The sequence below is a fragment of the Neptuniibacter caesariensis genome (genome assembly GCF_000153345.1).
Lineage (GTDB): Bacteria > Pseudomonadota > Gammaproteobacteria > Pseudomonadales > Balneatricaceae > Neptuniibacter > Neptuniibacter caesariensis.
The window spans coordinates 472,138-488,522 of sequence record NZ_CH724127.1; the positions used below are offsets into that span (position 1 = coordinate 472,138).

Annotated in this window: 12 protein-coding genes; 8 read left to right on the top strand and 4 right to left on the bottom strand. The window is 43.0% G+C overall.

Annotation, left to right across the window (positions count from 1 at the left end; all coding sequences use genetic code 11):
• Positions 1-272 precede the first annotated feature (272 nt).
• Positions 273-833, bottom strand: a complete 561-nt coding sequence (locus MED92_RS15965) for an LbetaH domain-containing protein (protein ID WP_007022614.1) — start codon at positions 831-833, stop codon at positions 273-275.
• Positions 834-852: 19 nt separating this feature from the next.
• Positions 853-2,190 (bottom strand): dihydroorotase, encoded by a 1,338-nt coding sequence (locus tag MED92_RS15970; protein WP_007022615.1) that lies wholly within the window; start codon positions 2,188-2,190, stop codon positions 853-855.
• 164 nt (positions 2,191-2,354) lie between these two features.
• Between MED92_RS15970 and MED92_RS15975 the strand changes: the two genes are divergently transcribed.
• From MED92_RS15975 to MED92_RS15990, 4 genes are all read left to right on the top strand, one after another.
• Positions 2,355-2,615 (top strand): type B 50S ribosomal protein L31, encoded by a 261-nt coding sequence (locus MED92_RS15975; RefSeq protein ID WP_007022616.1) that lies wholly within the window; start codon positions 2,355-2,357, stop codon positions 2,613-2,615.
• 10 nt (positions 2,616-2,625) lie between these two features.
• A complete protein-coding gene (ykgO, locus tag MED92_RS15980; protein ID WP_007022617.1) occupies positions 2,626-2,769 on the top strand; it encodes a type B 50S ribosomal protein L36 in 144 nt (47 codons plus the stop codon).
• A gap of 140 nt (positions 2,770-2,909) precedes the next feature.
• The gene (locus tag MED92_RS15985) at positions 2,910-3,254 is read left to right on the top strand and encodes a DUF7352 domain-containing protein (RefSeq protein WP_007022618.1); all 345 of its coding nucleotides are present in this window, start codon (positions 2,910-2,912) and stop codon (positions 3,252-3,254) included.
• Positions 3,255-3,339: 85 nt separating this feature from the next.
• The gene (locus MED92_RS15990; protein WP_007022619.1) at positions 3,340-4,221 is read left to right on the top strand and encodes a LysR substrate-binding domain-containing protein; all 882 of its coding nucleotides are present in this window, start codon (positions 3,340-3,342) and stop codon (positions 4,219-4,221) included.
• A 29-nt stretch (positions 4,222-4,250) separates the two neighbouring features.
• Here MED92_RS15990 and MED92_RS15995 read toward each other — a convergent pair whose 3' ends face one another.
• Positions 4,251-4,484 carry a DUF2789 family protein gene (locus tag MED92_RS15995; RefSeq protein ID WP_007022620.1) on the bottom strand — a complete coding sequence of 78 codons (234 nt, stop codon included), beginning with the start codon at positions 4,482-4,484 and terminating at the stop codon, positions 4,251-4,253.
• Positions 4,485-4,618: 134 nt separating this feature from the next.
• Positions 4,619-5,236: a CBS domain-containing protein gene (locus MED92_RS16000; RefSeq protein WP_007022621.1), complete on the bottom strand. Its 618-nt coding sequence runs from the start codon at positions 5,234-5,236 to the stop codon at positions 4,619-4,621.
• Positions 5,237-6,124: 888 nt separating this feature from the next.
• Between MED92_RS16000 and MED92_RS16005 the strand changes: the two genes are divergently transcribed.
• From MED92_RS16005 to MED92_RS16020, 4 genes are all read left to right on the top strand, one after another.
• Complete coding sequence (locus MED92_RS16005; RefSeq protein WP_040663148.1) at positions 6,125-8,299, top strand: SEC-C metal-binding domain-containing protein; 2,175 nt, start codon at positions 6,125-6,127, stop codon at positions 8,297-8,299.
• 317 nt (positions 8,300-8,616) lie between these two features.
• A complete protein-coding gene (locus tag MED92_RS16010; protein WP_040663374.1) occupies positions 8,617-11,376 on the top strand; it encodes a type I restriction-modification system subunit M in 2,760 nt (919 codons plus the stop codon).
• Position 11,377: 1 nt separating this feature from the next.
• The gene (locus tag MED92_RS16015; protein WP_007022625.1) at positions 11,378-12,562 is read left to right on the top strand and encodes a restriction endonuclease subunit S; all 1,185 of its coding nucleotides are present in this window, start codon (positions 11,378-11,380) and stop codon (positions 12,560-12,562) included.
• Positions 12,563-12,574: 12 nt separating this feature from the next.
• Complete coding sequence (locus MED92_RS16020) at positions 12,575-16,363, top strand: type I restriction endonuclease subunit R (RefSeq protein WP_007022626.1); 3,789 nt, start codon at positions 12,575-12,577, stop codon at positions 16,361-16,363.
• The last annotated feature ends 22 nt before the right edge of the window (positions 16,364-16,385 follow it).

Sequence of the window (16,385 nt, forward strand, 5' to 3'; positions counted from 1 at the left end):
AAGTGATATATAAATCGCGATTATTTTTCTATTTATGAATCATTTTCTTCGATTGTAGCGAGGCTTTGCAGTGTGAAACCGGATGTAGGTCAATAATTATCCAAAATAACCATGTTTTTTAGATGGAAATAAGGTGTAGGTAACGCTAAAGCAGTGAAAAACAATTTTTTGCTTAAGACAGGTAGTGGAATTAAAGGGGAGGGAGGGGTAAAAAAGAGGCCGCATAAAATGCGGCCAAATATGCCTTAATGTGACATGTTAAGAGATCTTTACTAAAGCTCGTTGCCAAGCTTTTTGTAGCCTTCTACCAGTGCGTGGTTAGCGGAGACGACCGATTCAGAGAACGACGAGTATTCGGGAGGCACCGGAGATATGGTACTCAGATCAAATCCGGGACCTATATTGGTCATCGGTGGAACATGGAAAGCTTCGGGCAGATCCAGACCATCAATCACAGAGTTATGCCGCACTACAGAATTCATTCCAACATGCGCTCTGAATATAACCGTATTGAAGCCGATAAAAACATCATCCCCCACGGTACATGGGCCATGGATAATTGCGCGGTGTGCGATAGAGGTGCGCTCACCAATGGTAACGGCAGCGCCGCCTTTAGAATGAATGACTACGCCATCCTGAATGTTGGAGTCTTTCTTGATGATGATGGGTAGTATTTCACCCTCTTCGTTGACTTCATCCGCGCGGATTACCGCGTAAGGTCCTACAAATACATTCTCTTCAATAGTGACCTTTCCGCAAACGATAGCTGTCGGGTCAATAAATGAGCTGGATGATACCTCAGGGTAATCACCACTAGGGTTTTTTCTTAGCATGGTTTTAGAAACCTTTTTATTATGAACGATCAAAACGTAAAGCGGCTGCAGTACCTGGCATTGGGTATGCATGGCTACCGTCAAAGACTTGTGAACCATTCACCCAGGTGCTTAAGATCTTGCTCTGGAATGTGTGCGAGTCGAATGGGCTCCAGCCACACAGATAGCGGACATCTCCGTGAGATACCGCTGTGCTTCCTTTAGGATCGACCAGAACAAGATCAGCAAAATATCCCTCACGTAGGTAGCCTCGTTCTCTAATCCCGTAACGAATCGCCGGGTTATGGCAAACCTTTTCAACGACCTGCTCAATGCTCATGCGCCCGGCTTTAACGTGATCAATCAAACTTAGTAAAGCATGTTCAACCAGGGGCAATCCGGCGGGTGCTTGCGGGTATGGTTGCTGCTTTTCATCCCAGGTGTGAGGTGCATGGTCAGTCGCGATAATATCGATACGGCCATCATGAAGTGCGGCGATCAGGGCGTGTCTGTCGGTGGCGCTTTTATTCGCGGGATTACACCTAATCAGATTGCGTTTTTCAGGGTAATTCTGGTCGCTAAACCACAGGTGGTGAACGCAGGCTTCGGCGGTGATGTTTTTTCCTTGTACCGGTCCCGCTTCAAAAAGAGCAAGTTCTTTCTCCGTCGTAATATGCAAAACGTGTAACTGACTGGAATATTTACGCGCCAGCTGTACTGCACAGGATGAGGAACGGTAGCAGGCTTCAGCATCACGGATAATAGGATGATCTTGAATAACCGGCTGAATACCTTTGTCATCGTAGCGTTTCTGGTTCTGACTAATAACAGGCCCGCTTTCACAGTGGGTCACGATCAGTACCGGCGAGTCGCGGAAGATACCTTCCAGTGCAACCGGGTTTTCTACCAGCAGGTTACCGGTCGAAGCACCCATAAAGACTTTTACACCGCAGGCGGTTTGTGGGTCCAGGGCCTTTATCTCTTCCAGATTATCTTCCGTTGCACCCAGATAGAAAGCATAGTTTGCGGCAGAGGAGACTCTGGCAATCTCATATTTCTTATGCAGCGCATCGATAGTGGTTGTAGAAGGGGAGACATTAGGCATCTCCATATAGCTGGTGATACCACCGGCTACAGCGGCTTTAGATTCTGATGCGATAGTTCCCTTATGGGTTAAGCCGGGTTCGCGGAAATGAACCTGATCATCGATCATACCCGGTAATAACCAGGCACCTTCTGCATCAACAATCTGGTCTTTTGTCTGAGCTGAAAGCTCAGAACCTATCTGTTCAATGCGGCCCTTCTGAATACGAAGGTCTGCTTCAATGATCTGGCCTTCGTTTACGAGCGTGCAGTTTTTTATCAGTGTGGAAGTCATAGAACTGTATCAGTATAAGAATTTAAGCAATGTTATAATATAGCAATTAATAGTTGAACCACTTTAGACAGGAACAACGAGTGGACAGTAAATTGTAAATCTACTTGAAAATGATAATGAGTCTCATATATATTGTTATGGTATAACATTTATTGGAGATGTAGATGAAAAAGGGTATTCATCCGGATTATGACTATGTGATTTTTCGGGACACAAGCTGTGGGCGTGATTTTCGAATTCGATCAACCTGCAAAAGTGATCAAACTGTTGTCTGGGAAGATGGGAAAACCTACCCACTGGTGACACTGGATGTCTCCAGTGCTTCGCATCCAACTTACACAGGTGAGAAACGCCAGGCGAAGGCGGAAGGGCGTATTGCACAGTTCAACAAGCGTTTCGGTAATCGCGCAAGCCGATCGCAGTAAGGAGCCGATTATGCAGGTATTAAGCTCATTAAAGACGGCGAAGGAACGGCATCCTGATTGCCAGGTGGTTAAACGTCGCGGCCGTTTATATGTTATTTGCAAAAGTAATCCGCGCTTTAAAGCTCGCCAGGGTGCGGCTAAAAAGAAACGATAGCTTCCTGTTTCATGAGCCAGGGAATTGGCGATGGGTTTGTACTGGGCACTTCGTTCAGAAAAAATGTGAACGTAGTGCTCAGAAAATCTGTTTTTATCTTCAGAGCTTCCATAGATAGTAGTTAAAAAAGGAGGCTCAACATGAAAACTATACAGAAACACACCTTACTGACTGACGATAAAATCCAGACCATTACGCTGAAGCAGGGTTTCAGAATAGTCCGGGTTGAGTACCTGGTAACTGAGAAAGTTATTTCACTTTGGGTAGAGTCGCCTTTACGCGCAGATATCCCAGCAGTGCAAAAAAGCTTTGTGGTTAAGAAAACCAATCAAACCGTACCCGAAGATTACGCACACATACATACCGCGATTGATCTGCTCAAACCGGAAGCTTTCCATCTGTTTGAGGTATCCAGTGATCAAGAGCATACACTGGCATCTTTACCAGAATGGAAGGCAGATAACTTTGATCCCAGGGCTGCATAATATCAAACACATTTCTAATACTTGACAAAAATACTCAGAAATATAACCTAGTAAAACGCTAGGTTATATTTCTGAGGTTTGTCGTATGAAAATGCTCAACCTGAAACACCTGCACTATTTTTGGTTAACGGCCCGTGAAGGTTCTATTACTCAGGCCTGTAATATTCTGGATCTTGCCCCCCAGACGCTAAGTGCACAGATAGCCACACTTGAAGATAACGTAAACCACCTGTTGTTCAAGCGGGAGGGCCGTAATCTGGTGCTTACGCCGATGGGTAAGCAGGTATACGCTTATGCTGAAAAGATCTTCGATACAACTTCCCAGTTAGAGCACCTTCTGGATACCTCAGAAAAGAATCGTAGTTTTGATTTCACAATCGGTATAGCCCCGACAGTGCACCGTATTCTAGCCTGGAAAATCATTAAACCTGCCCTGGATACCAATGAGCAGATTCATCTGGTGTGTAAGACCGCCAATACCCAGGAGCTACTGGTACAGCTGAAACAGAAAAAACTCGATGCAATCCTTACCGACTATCTGCCGTTAGAGTGTGACCGTGAAGGGCTACGGGCACATAAACTACTTAGCACCACGATGGCGTTTTTCTACAGTCGTTCAAAACTCGAAGATCTCAAAGAGGCGTTTCCGGCTTGTCTTAAAGGCGGAGACTTTCTGAGTTACGGTGCGCAAACACCTTATCTGAGCAAATTAAAGGATTGGTTTAAAGAGAATGATATAGAGATCAATATCCGTGCTGAAATTGACGACAGTGCCCTGTTAAAAGTGCTGGGGCAGTCAGGTGAAGGTTTCTTTTCAGCGCCGGGCTACATTACCGAGGAGGTATGTCAGCAGTACGATGTTGAGATGATAGGTGAGGCGGAAGCGGTAACGGATGATCTGTTTTTACTCTACCGTGAAAGCGCGATCATTAATCCAGTGCTGAAGAACATGATTCAGGAGGAGTGAGGGCAGTCCCTTGCCATATAAATCATTCATTAGTTTCTCAGTATAATATCCAGTTCATCAATGGAGTCAGACCATTTGCTGTCGTAATAGATAGATTCTCTTAAAAAATCAGACTGTGATTTACTCCAGCAAGGCGCATCGGCAATATGCAGTTCGTGTGTATAGATTTTATTTTGTTCAATAAAATCATCGATACTATCAGGGTCATCATTTAAACCCAGCTGTTTAAACAGCTGTTGCATTTCTGTGTCGTAATAAAGCATTTCTCTATCCTCTTTGTTTTTTTAATATATTTAACTCGCGATTCGTTAATTAATAAATTTGCTTTCTTTTGCTTATTGTTCAGAAAAATTGGAAACATTATGTTTCAGTATGTTTTAAGCCTTATTCCCTTGTGCTATGTCCAAACACTAATGGGCGGATCGATAGCAATTACCTTAGCCAGAGCTAAGGGGGTGACGACCCCAACAACGATCTCGAATTGATCAACCACAGGAACTATCTCAAGGTTGTAAGCCTGCATTACCTGAGCGACGCGACGAATACTGGTAACCGGTACCGTGGTAATGGCATCCGCTGTCATACAGTTGCGCACCTGACTAATACGAAGCTCGGCAAGATCAGCCTCGGGCTGAGCCAGACGTTCAATAATGGACAGGGCATCAAGAACACCAATAAAACGGCCCTGCTGGTTAATCACAGGCGCTGCGTGTACTTGCTCTGCAGTCATTTTGACAAGCGCTTCATGAAAGGGCAGATCGTCATTAATCAGCAGATATTCAGTGTGCATTACTTCATGAACATGGCAGATCTGCTCTTTCGGATCAGCATGAATAAGATCCCGATAGGTATCCAGTGCGCTTCTGCTGGGTTGATAGGCTGTTGAAACCGTTTCAACTTCTGGCTGTATCGCTTTTAACGTAGCGCCAACGACTTCAGGCGGTGGTTTAACGGTAATCAGGTTTTCGAGTGTCCCGCTAAATACACTGTTTTCGTTACTGTAGACTGAGAACATAATAATTCCTTGCTGGCTTTTACATTTAGAATTATTCAACGCCTAAAAGTTCTTTTTGTTAATAACGTTCAGAAATTTTCTAAAACAAGTTTCGAAAAAATTGGATGTGATTTAAAAGGGAGCGTTTTATAGTTTTAACTTACTTCAGGAGGTCTGACATGAAATCAGTTAACAAAGAATTAATCGTCAGGGTTCATAAGAAAATCATTCGTTTTGGTTAAGGAACCTGCTAACAAGTCCTATGCGCCTCAGGCTTACAGAGCAATTGAAGCACGCGGCAATAATTACAGTCATGCTGGTTGCCTGGGGAAAATTATTAACAAAGCGATTCGTTTGCTCTGCAAGCCCCATAGGGTGGGCTTTATAACGGCCATCTGCTTTGTCAGTCAGTTTGAAAAGGTCCAGACATTTCGCTGCACTGACTTTCGCGCATATGGCCGTTCTATAGCCCACTGAGAAAGCATGAGACTTATTCGCAGGTTCCTAAGGCCTTGGCAAAGGAAAGTTCTTCCTCGCCGGACTTTATGCCCACAAAGATGAGCTGATGATTGCTGTCTCAGATGCCTACAATTTTGTCAGGCTAGGGCATAATGAGCGCCCGCAGGTGCAATGCATCTCGGTCGATTCAGAAGAGATGTTCCTGCGAAAGGTTAAAAGGCTTGATCAGCGGTTTTAAAGCTTTCAGCCGGAATGCTCTTGAAGGTAAGGGATTTTGAATCCCATCGTCTCGTACTAGCAGATAAGCAATGGGTGATTAGCCTACTTAATTTCTCATAAGTACAATTCACTATCACTTTTTCAGTTGTGTAACTCATTAAGGTACTTCAATTTCATGCGTATGAGCTATACGCTACTAAGTTATTAGGAGTGTGGTTCTTTTGTTAGTCCATGGAAGGTTTATTAATGTCAGGGTATTTTGATCTAATACACCAGAAGTTACCGAGTGTCCGTTCAGAGCGAGAGGTATTTCAAGAGTTAGAGAAGCTATGCAAATCTCCGGGTTTTATTCATGTCATTGCAACAGTCTGCCTACGTGAATATACATTCAGTTGCGATGACGAGCTGAGTTATGAACACCTTGCTGATCATTATTCAAGCCAGTCTTTACTGAGAACTGAGATATCTCTGATTACTTGTTTGATGTTGAAGGGTGAGCAATGGGACAAGGAAATTTCCGTTAAAGAGATTAACCATCTGCTAGTTAGAACGGAGGAAGTATTACAAGATTTACACGCTTCAATTTTTAAGGGCTTGGGTGGAACTGAAACAGGAGAGTACCCTAAAGGTCGTAAATGGCTAAAGGAAGCTATCTTTTACGCTGGCGAATCAGCATATGGCTCGCAATATATCGATCTTTCTAAACGTCGTTATATCAAAGATAATCAATGGTTTGTAAAGAATAAGAACTTTACAATTGAGCAAGCTATTTGTCTCTACCAAAGCATTTACAGGCTCCTAAACAGCAAGTTAAATCGAAGATTTCCAAACCGCATTGATCAAGAAAAGTTAACTGAGTCGGTATTACCACTATATTCATTTGCCTTTTCAGAACTTGTAGAAGAATCAGCAGAAAAGGCTGAAACGATTAGAGCTTTTTTAAAAACCTTCACAATTGAAGGGGTAAAGGCTGCTAAACAGTTCTCTAATCCGACGGATTTCAATCCTATAGATGCTCAGCCAATTATTCGCTGCGGTGATCATTTTATTTTATTGCAAGCCGCCAGCTTATGTGCCGCTCTATATGAAGCTCCGTTTTATTGGCTAATCAAAGACAAAGAGTATTACAGTGCTTTTATTTCGAATAGAGGGGCGTTTACTGAAGAGTTTGCAGCTGAGCGTCTTGAGAGGGTTTTTGGAAAAGAGCGTGTTTATCGAAATGTAACGATAGAGAAGTCGAAAAAAGAAACAGTTGATGAGATAGATGTCCTAGTTATATATGGCGATAGAGCGATTGTCCTTCAAGCCAAATCCAAGCGCCTGACTTTGAAAGCAAAGCAAGGTGATGAACATGCTTTAGAGAAGGACTTTTTTCAAGCGGTACAGATTGCTTATGATCAAGCGTTTAGTTGTGCCGAGTCACTCAAGCTAAATAAATACCGCTTGGTTACTGAATCGGGGGAAGAGTTAAAACTAAAAAATCAATTAAAGGAAATCTACCCTGTTTGTGTCATTTCCGATCATTACCCTTCGCTAAATTCACAAGTTGATTCCTACCTTGTTACTAGATCATGTCAGGGAATACAGCCACCGTATGTCATGGATGTTTTCTTCTTAGATATAATCAGTGAGTTTCTAACAAGCCCTCTACACTTTCTCAATTATATAAACCTCAGGGTCAATAATAGACAGCTTGTTGTTTCAGAAAAAGAACATGCCGTATTTGCCATGCATCTAACTTCTGGGTTAAGGCATTCTAGAAGTGATAAGGATCCAGTTTTAGTGTTAGGCGGGCATTCTTCTATACCTGTAGATATAGCATTTTTGTCTAGAAGGGAGGGGTACCCAGGTGAGGAGACCCCAACTGGAATTCTTACAAGAGGCTTAGATAGTCCTATTCAAAGGTTGATTAAGTCTATCGATGTGCACAATGTACCCGAGGGTATTCAACTAGGTCTGTTTTTATTGCAGCTTTATCCTCAAGATCAAGCAAGTTTTGATCGCTACTATTCAGAGATGTTGCGCAGAGCAAAGGACGATGGAAGGCCGCACGATTTTACACTAATGCCTGAGAATGAGCTTGGCATGACAATTCATATCAACCCTTGGCCAGATGAAGAGGCTTACGAAGTTCTAGTAAAACACTGTGAGAACAGGAAGTACAAAGAAGGTAAGGATAGATGGTTAGGTTTGTGTATCTGTCCTTGGACTGAGGAAATTAAGTTTGGAGTGGATCAGGATTATCCTTGGGAAGCCTCACAAGAACTGGATGATCGAACGAGACATATGAAACATCCAAAAGAGCTTAGCAATTTTCGAACTTTTGTGAGACCAACCAGAAAAGTAGGTAGAAATGATAAGTGTTACTGCGGGAGTGGAAAGAAATATAAGATATGTTGTTACTAGAGCCTGCAGGAAGCTTTTATTGCTTAGAACTTTTTATGTTGCTGCTTAGTGCATAAAAATGCGGATTTCTTTTAATATCCAAAGGGTTTAATGTTCTCGCATGAGATTGGTTGACTTGATGTTAACTTTTGGAACCAAATATATTTGGAATATTGATGACAGTGACTCTATCAATTGATAAGTACTAGCAAATATCTGTGAATGAAATGCATCGTTAGCAGTCGGTGCTCTGATACATCCTGCCCGAGAAGCAGAAAATACCTGTTTCAGCTTCAACACTGATGTGTGTTGATCTTTTTGAGAATTTAATACTTCATATGAATAAACAACAACTCGCAGCAAAAATCTGGGAATCAGCAAACCAGATGCGTTCTAAAATCGAAGCAAACGAATACAAAGACTACATCTTAGGCTTCATTTTCTACAAATATCTGAGCGATACCCAAGTGAGCTTCCTTATCGAGCAAGGGATGACACCAGATGACATTAAGGCATTGGCCGAAGATGACACAGAAACAGTGGATTATATCCGAAGAGAGAAAGGGTTTTTCATTGCCTATGACAATTTATTCTCGACTTGGGTGGATTCAAGCACAGAGTTTGATGAGTCGAATGTTCGCGATGCATTGTCAGCTTTTAACCGTTTGATCAATAAAAAACATAAAAAACTGTTTGAAGGGATCTTCACTACGCTAGAGACGGGTTTAAGCAAACTGGGTGAGACCTCTGGTAAGCGAACCAAAGCAATCAGCGACTTACTTCATCTTATTAAAGCCATCCCGATGACGGGGAATCTTGGCTATGATGTGCTGGGTTACATTTATGAGTACCTGATTGAAAAGTTTGCAGCCAATGCGGGAAAAAAAGCGGGCGAGTTCTACACGCCACATGAAGTCTCGCTATTGATGTCTGAAATCACCGCGCACGAGCTCAAACATAAAGATGAGATTGAGATTTACGATCCAACCAGTGGTTCTGGCTCACTCTTGATTAACATCGGTAGCTCAGTGGCAAAACATGCCAAGAGCAAAGATGACATCAAATATTACGCACAAGAGCTTAAGCAAAGTACCTACAACTTAACTCGTATGAACCTGATCATGCGCGGGATTTTGCCTGATAACATCACCACTCGTAATGGCGATACGCTAGAAGATGACTGGCCATACTTTGATGAAACTAACCCGCAAGAGACTTACCAACCTCTGTATGTGGATGCTGTAGTCTCCAACCCTCCCTATTCACAAAAGTGGGAACCAGAAAACAAAGAGAACGATCCGCGTTACGCTCGCTTTGGCCTAGCACCAAAAACCAAAGCCGATTTTGCCTTTCTCTTACATGACTTATACCACCTCAAGCCCGATGGCATTATGACCATTGTGTTACCACACGGTGTCCTTTTCCGTGGTGGTGAAGAGGGCGAGATCCGCAAGCAACTGATAGAAAACAATCACATTGATGCCATCATAGGCTTACCAGCTAACATCTTCTTTGGTACTGGCATTCCAACTGTGATTTTGGTGCTCAAGCAGAAGCGTGAAAACAATGATGTATTGATTGTAGATGCGTCAAAACACTTTGTGAAAGAAGGTAAAAACAACAAACTGCAAGACTCAGATATCAAGCGCATCACCGATGCTGTGATTAATCGCCAAGATAATGCTAAGTTTTCGAAAGTGGCTAGCAAGAAAACCATTCAAGAAAACGAGTACAACCTCAATATTCCACGCTATGTGGACTCATCACCAGCAGCTGAAACGTGGGATATTCACGCGACCATGTTAGGGGGTATTCCAAACCGTGAAATAGCCGCCCTAAAAGAGTACTGGGATGCCTTGCCAGAGCTTCTTGATGCTCTGTTTACCGCGAAATCATCCGAATACAGCGAGTTGGCGGTTGAGAAAAGCCAAGTGCAAGCTACGATTGCACTGCATCCGCAACTGCTTGCGTTTATTCAGGCATACAAGCAAGCGTTTGAGGGCTTTGATGAGTACCTAAAAAACACCTTAATTGAGGGTTGGGCAAACGTTAACCGCAACCGACAACAAGCGCAATTAAGTATCGAACTGTTTAAGCGCATGCAGCCGATCGCTTTGGTGGATAAATATCAGGCCTACCAGCTGCTTAGTGACCAGTGGCAGATCATTAGTGCCGATCTTGAAATGATGCAAACCGAAGGGTTTGATGCTACCAAGCAGGTTGACCCGAATATGATCATCAAGAAAGTCAAAGGCAAAGAGACCGAAGTACAAGAAGGCTGGAAAGGCCATATTATGCCGTTTGAATTGGTGCAAAAAAACTATCTGATTGATGATTTAAACGAGCTGAAAATGCAAGAAGACAAGCTCAGTGAGGTTGTTTCGACTATCGATGAACTTATTGAATATTTCAAGGAAGAAGACGATTCTGTACTCAATGACAATAATGATTCTTTTGCTAAAGCCGGTTTAAGTTTAGCGGTAATAGATGCCTATCTAGGCATTAATTCTGAAGAGATAGCTGCTCTTAATAAGTATATTGCGTTACTCGATAACAAAGCCAAGGTGGACGAAAAGTTAGCATTTATTGCAGAGTATCCACAGGTTCAATGGCATCAAATGGAAGCCAGCAAAAACGGCACTTACGCCAAAGGTAAAGTGAATTCTTACCTCAAAATGCTACGTGCAGAGTTTAGTTTTGATCCCGAAACTATTGAAGGAAAAGTGATTAAGGCTAGCAAGCTACTGGATGAGCAAGCGGAGCTAAAAGCGGATATCAAAGAGAAAGCTCTACAGCTACATATCAATACCAAGTCAACGATAGAAAAACTCTCTGATGATCAGGTCAATACTCTATTAGAGCTCAAGTGGATCACGCCGTTATGTGATGAGCTAGCCTCTATGCCAAGTGCTGTGGTTAACCGCTTAACTACTAAAGTCCAATCACTAGCTGATAAGTACGCCGTGACCTATTCCAAAGTGGCCAATGAGATTCAAACTTCAGAAAATGAGCTAGCAGAGATGATGGACCAATTGACAGGCAATGAGTTTGATATGCAGGGCTTAGCGGAACTGACTAAATTGCTGAAGGGTGAGTAAGATGGCTATGGAATTGAAAGAACCAGAAATTCGCTTTGACGGTTTTAGTGGTGAGTGGAAGAAAGCTACTCTAGCTAGCCTTTGTTCAAATTTCCGGAGTGGGAAGTTTATAAGATCAGAAGATATTAATAAGGACGGTGCGTACCCAGTTTATGGTGGAAATGGTCTTCGAGGTTATACCTCGGAGTACAACCATGAAGGTTCCTATGCTCTAATAGGCAGGCAGGGGGCACTTTGCGGAAATATGAACTTTTCTAATGGAAAGGCTTTTTTCACTGAGCATGCAATAGCCGTACAAGCCAATGAAAAAAACGACACGCTTTTCCTTTACTATAAACTTGGATCAATGAATCTAGGGCAATATTCTGGGCAATCAGCTCAGCCTGGTCTTTCGGTAAATAAACTTTCAGAGTTAGAAACTTTTACCGCTGGTAAAGTTGAGCAAACCGCAATCGGCAATTACTTCCACAAACTCGACACCCTAATCAACCAGCACCAACAAAAGCACGACAAGCTCAGCAACCTGAAAAAAGCCATGCTGGAAAAGATGTTTCCAAAGGCTGGCGAAACGGTACCAGAAGTTCGTTTTGATGGTTTTACTGGGAATTGGACCACCACGTCGCTATCAAAAATTGCACATGTTATAGATCCGCACCCAAGCCATCGAGCGCCTGATGCTGTAGCGAATGGAGTTCCTTTTATTGGTATTGGCGATGTCGATGAGAATGGACATGTTGACTTTAAGAACGTGAGAATTGTTCCTTATCATATTTATGGTGAACATCGACAAAGGTATCAGGTTGAAGTAGGGGATTTTGCTTATGGGCGTGTTGCCTCTATCGGGAAGATTATTGATCTATCAAGTAACGTAGATCGTGAGTATACGTATTCACCAACGATGGCGATTGTTAAGCCGGTTACATTGTATTCTCCTTACCTGAAGGGGTACATGAATACGAGTGTTTTTAAGGGTCGAGTAGATAACAAAACGACAGGTTCAACTCGTAAATCTTTAGGTGTTCAAGATTTTAGAGAGCTGTCGGTTTGCTTTCCTGAACAGCAAGAAGAACAAATCAAAATTGGTGATTATTTCCTAAAGCTCGGTTTGTTAATTAATCAACACAACCAACAAATCACCAAACTCAAAAATATTAAGCAAGCATGCTTAGATAAAATGTTCGTGTAACAAGGATAGCCGATGACCATTTTTAAAAAAGAAGCGGATTTTGAACAAGCCTTTATCGAGGTACTGATCGATAAAGGCTGGGAGCGCGAGGTTCTTAAAAACAAAACCGAAGCTGACTTGCAACAAAACTGGGCAAACATTTTATTTGAGAACAATCGCCAGCGTGATCGTTTGAACGATGTGCCGCTCACGAACGGTGAGATGCAACAGATCATCGAGCAAATCAAAGAGCTTAAAACACCGTTTAAGCTCAATGGCTTTATTAACGGTAAAACCGTTGCAATTAAGCGTGACAACGAGAATGACCCAGAACATTTGGGCAAAGAAGTCAGCTTAAAGATCTACGACAGACAAGAAATAGCGGCAGGACAAAGCCGTTATCAAATCGTTCAGCAACCTAAGTTTGAGCGTGGCAGCCCTCTGCGTAATGATCGCCGTGGTGATATTATGTTATTGATCAACGGCATGCCTGTGTTTCACATTGAATTAAAACGCAGTGGAATTCCAGTTAGTCAAGCGGTGAACCAAATAGAGAAGTACTCCAAAGAGGGGATTTTTAGCGGCTTGTTTTCACTGGTGCAAGTGTTTGTAGCCATGCAGCCAGAAGAGTCGAAATACTTCGCTAACCCAGGTGCCGATGGCAAGTTTAACCCTGATTACCAATTTAATTGGGGCAATGTGAACAATGACCCCGTCAATCACTGGAAAGAGGTAGCGTCAACACTGCTTTCGATTCCGATGGCACATCAGTTGATTGGTTTCTACACCGTCGCAGATAATACCGATGGGGTGCTCAAGGTTATGCGTAGCTATCAATACTACGCCGCTAATGCTATCTCTGATAAGGTCGCGAAAACTAAATGGCGACAGATTAATTCGAATGCTGACCGGCTTGGTGGTTATGTTTGGCATACCACGGGGTCGGGCAAAACCATGACCAGTTTTAAGTCCGCTCAGTTAATAGCACAGTCTCGTGACGCCGACAAAGTGGTGTTCTTGATGGACCGAATTGAGCTTGGTTCACAGTCGCTTAAAGAGTATCGCAATTTTGCCGATGACAGGGAAGAGGTGCAAGCTACCGAAAGCACCGATGTGTTGGTCACTAAGCTAAAAAGCTCAGACCCAAAAGAGACATTGATCGTTAGCTCTATTCAAAAAATGAGCAACATCTTTGAAGCGGTCGACGACCAAGGGACCGCCACCAATTCTGCGGATATTGATCTTATTCGAGAGAAGCGAATCGTATTTATTGTAGACGAGGCACACCGTTCAACGTTTGGTAACATGTTGACCGTCATCAAAAAAACCTTCCCTAAGGCGCTGTTTTTTGGCTTCACTGGCACACCTATCCAAGGTGAAAATGAGATCAAAGGTACCACCACGCCCGATATTTTTGGCGATGAACTGCACCGTTATAGCCTTGCCGATGGTATCCGCGATAAAAATGTGTTGGGTTTTGATCCATACAAAATACGCACCTTCAAAGAGCGGGAGCTAAGGGAAGCGGTCGCTTTGCAGCAAGCAAAAGCGCAAACGGTCTCTGAGGCAATGGCAGACCCCAAAAAGAAGAAAAAATTTAACCACTTTATGAACGATGTGCCGTTGGCTGGGATAGCGTTGCCTGATGATCGTTATGAAAAAGGCATTGAAGACTATGTGCCAAAAACTCAATATGAAACGGATACGCATCAAGAACAAGTCGTTGCAGATATCATTGAGCAGTGGGAAATATTAAGCCAAGCTAATAAATTTCATGCCATTTTGGCAACCAGCAGTATTGCGGAAGCGATCGATTACTATCGTCGATTTAAAGCCGCCAAACCTGAGCTTAAAGTGTCGGCGCTGTTTGACCCTAACATCAACAATGAAGGGGAAAATAGTGTAGATGGCTGCGCAGAACGTGGTCCAACCTTTAAGGCGGACGGCCTTGAAGAGATCATGGCGGATTACAATGCGATGTTTGGTCAAGACTTCGACTTCGGCCGTCACCCGAAGTTCAAGCAAGATATGGCGGCGCGGATGTCGCACAAAAAGCCGTATGAGGGCATCCATAAAGAGCCAGAGAAACAGCTTGATTTGATGATTGTAGTTGACCAGATGTTGACGGGGTTTGACTCTAAATGGGTGAATACGCTCTATTTAGACAAGGTGATCAAATACCAGAACATTATCCAAGCTTTCTCACGCACCAACCGTTTGTTTGGCCCAGACAAGCCGCATGGCACAATTCGTTATTATCGCTACCCAGACACGATGGAGCGCCATATTGATGAGGCAGTGAAGCTCTATTCTGGAGATAAACCTTTGGGTTTGCTCGTGGATAAGTTAGAAAGCAACATTGAGGCGATGAATGAAATCTTTGCTGAAATCCAAACCGTATTTAACAATGCGGATGTGCAAGATTTTGAGTGTCTGCCAGAAGATGATGAAGCCTGCGCGAAATTTGCAGCACTTTATCGCGATTTCAACAAACACCTTGAAGCCGCGAAAATTCAAGGTCTAGATTGGACTGATGGTTCATTAGAGTGTGGTGAGCAAGTGTATCTAGGTTTGGCTCTGCGATACCGAGAACTGGCAAGCCAAAGCGAGCGCGATCCCAGCGGCTCAAAATCAGATATTCCATTCGATATCGTGGGCTATTTGACTGAAATTGATACTGGTCGAATAGATTCTGACTACATGAATAGTAGATTCGAGCGTTATTTACGTGTGTTAAATAGCGGGGTTAGTGCAGAGGAGACAGAACGGACGCTTAATGAGCTGCATCAGTCATTTTCATCCCTCACACAAGAAGAACAGCGACATGCTAGATTATTCTTGAATGACTTGCAGCGTGGCGATGTACGTCTTAGTGAAGGCAATAGCTTTAGAGATTATATTAATCGCTATCAAAACAAAGCAGAGCAAGCCCGCATCGACGGTATTGTAAAAGCGCTAGGGTTAGACAAAGACCTGTTGCTACAACTCATAAATGGTGTAATCGACGAAGAGAACCTTAACCGTTTTGGGCGTTTTGATACTCTTAAATCTACTGTAAACAGAGATAAAGCGAGAGCGTTCTTTGAGCAGTTGGAAGGAAAAACGATTCCCCTATTTAGAATGAATATGCTCATTGATAAGCACCTAAGAGCGTTTATCTTTGAACAGTCGGAAGTGTTTAATGTGGATGAGCCTGCTAATATCGATGAACAGCAGCAATTGAAGCCACAGCCATTAATGATTGGTGATGTGACGCTTTATCGGGCTGGCCAGCTGATATCTCTACCAGGGGCGCTTGAACTAGGTTCAATTACGTTTAAAACTGAAGCGCCATATCAAGATAACCCAGCTTCGTTGTTGGCAATGAGCTGCTACACCGAGTTAAAAGAGCTAGGTGTTGTCTCTTCTGACGTTTTGGACATTACCCTTACCGCACTTGTAGAGCTTGAACAGGTGACTAAGGAACTTGACCTTCCGCTATACCAAGAAGGTCAGAGCGGTATTGTGTGGGCGCTCAAAGAGGCCAAAGAGGGGAGTGTTTATACAGAGTTCATAGCATTTTTAGTGGAGATTGTTGGCGATGAGGCATACAAACCAGTTATTGAAACCGTTGTTATTGCTAGTGGTTATGACTTAAGTAAACGAACTTTGAGTGCCGCATTTATTGCTCTCCCATCATTATTAATCAAAAAACGAAAAGAGAAGTTAAAGCAATCCCAAATGGAAAATGCTGAAAAAGAGAGCATAGTTAGCTCACCAAATGTTGTTGACTTCAAAACTAACGAAAAACTTGCTGAGAAATGGAAGGGTATTGAGCACTAATCACATACTGTATGGAATGTAA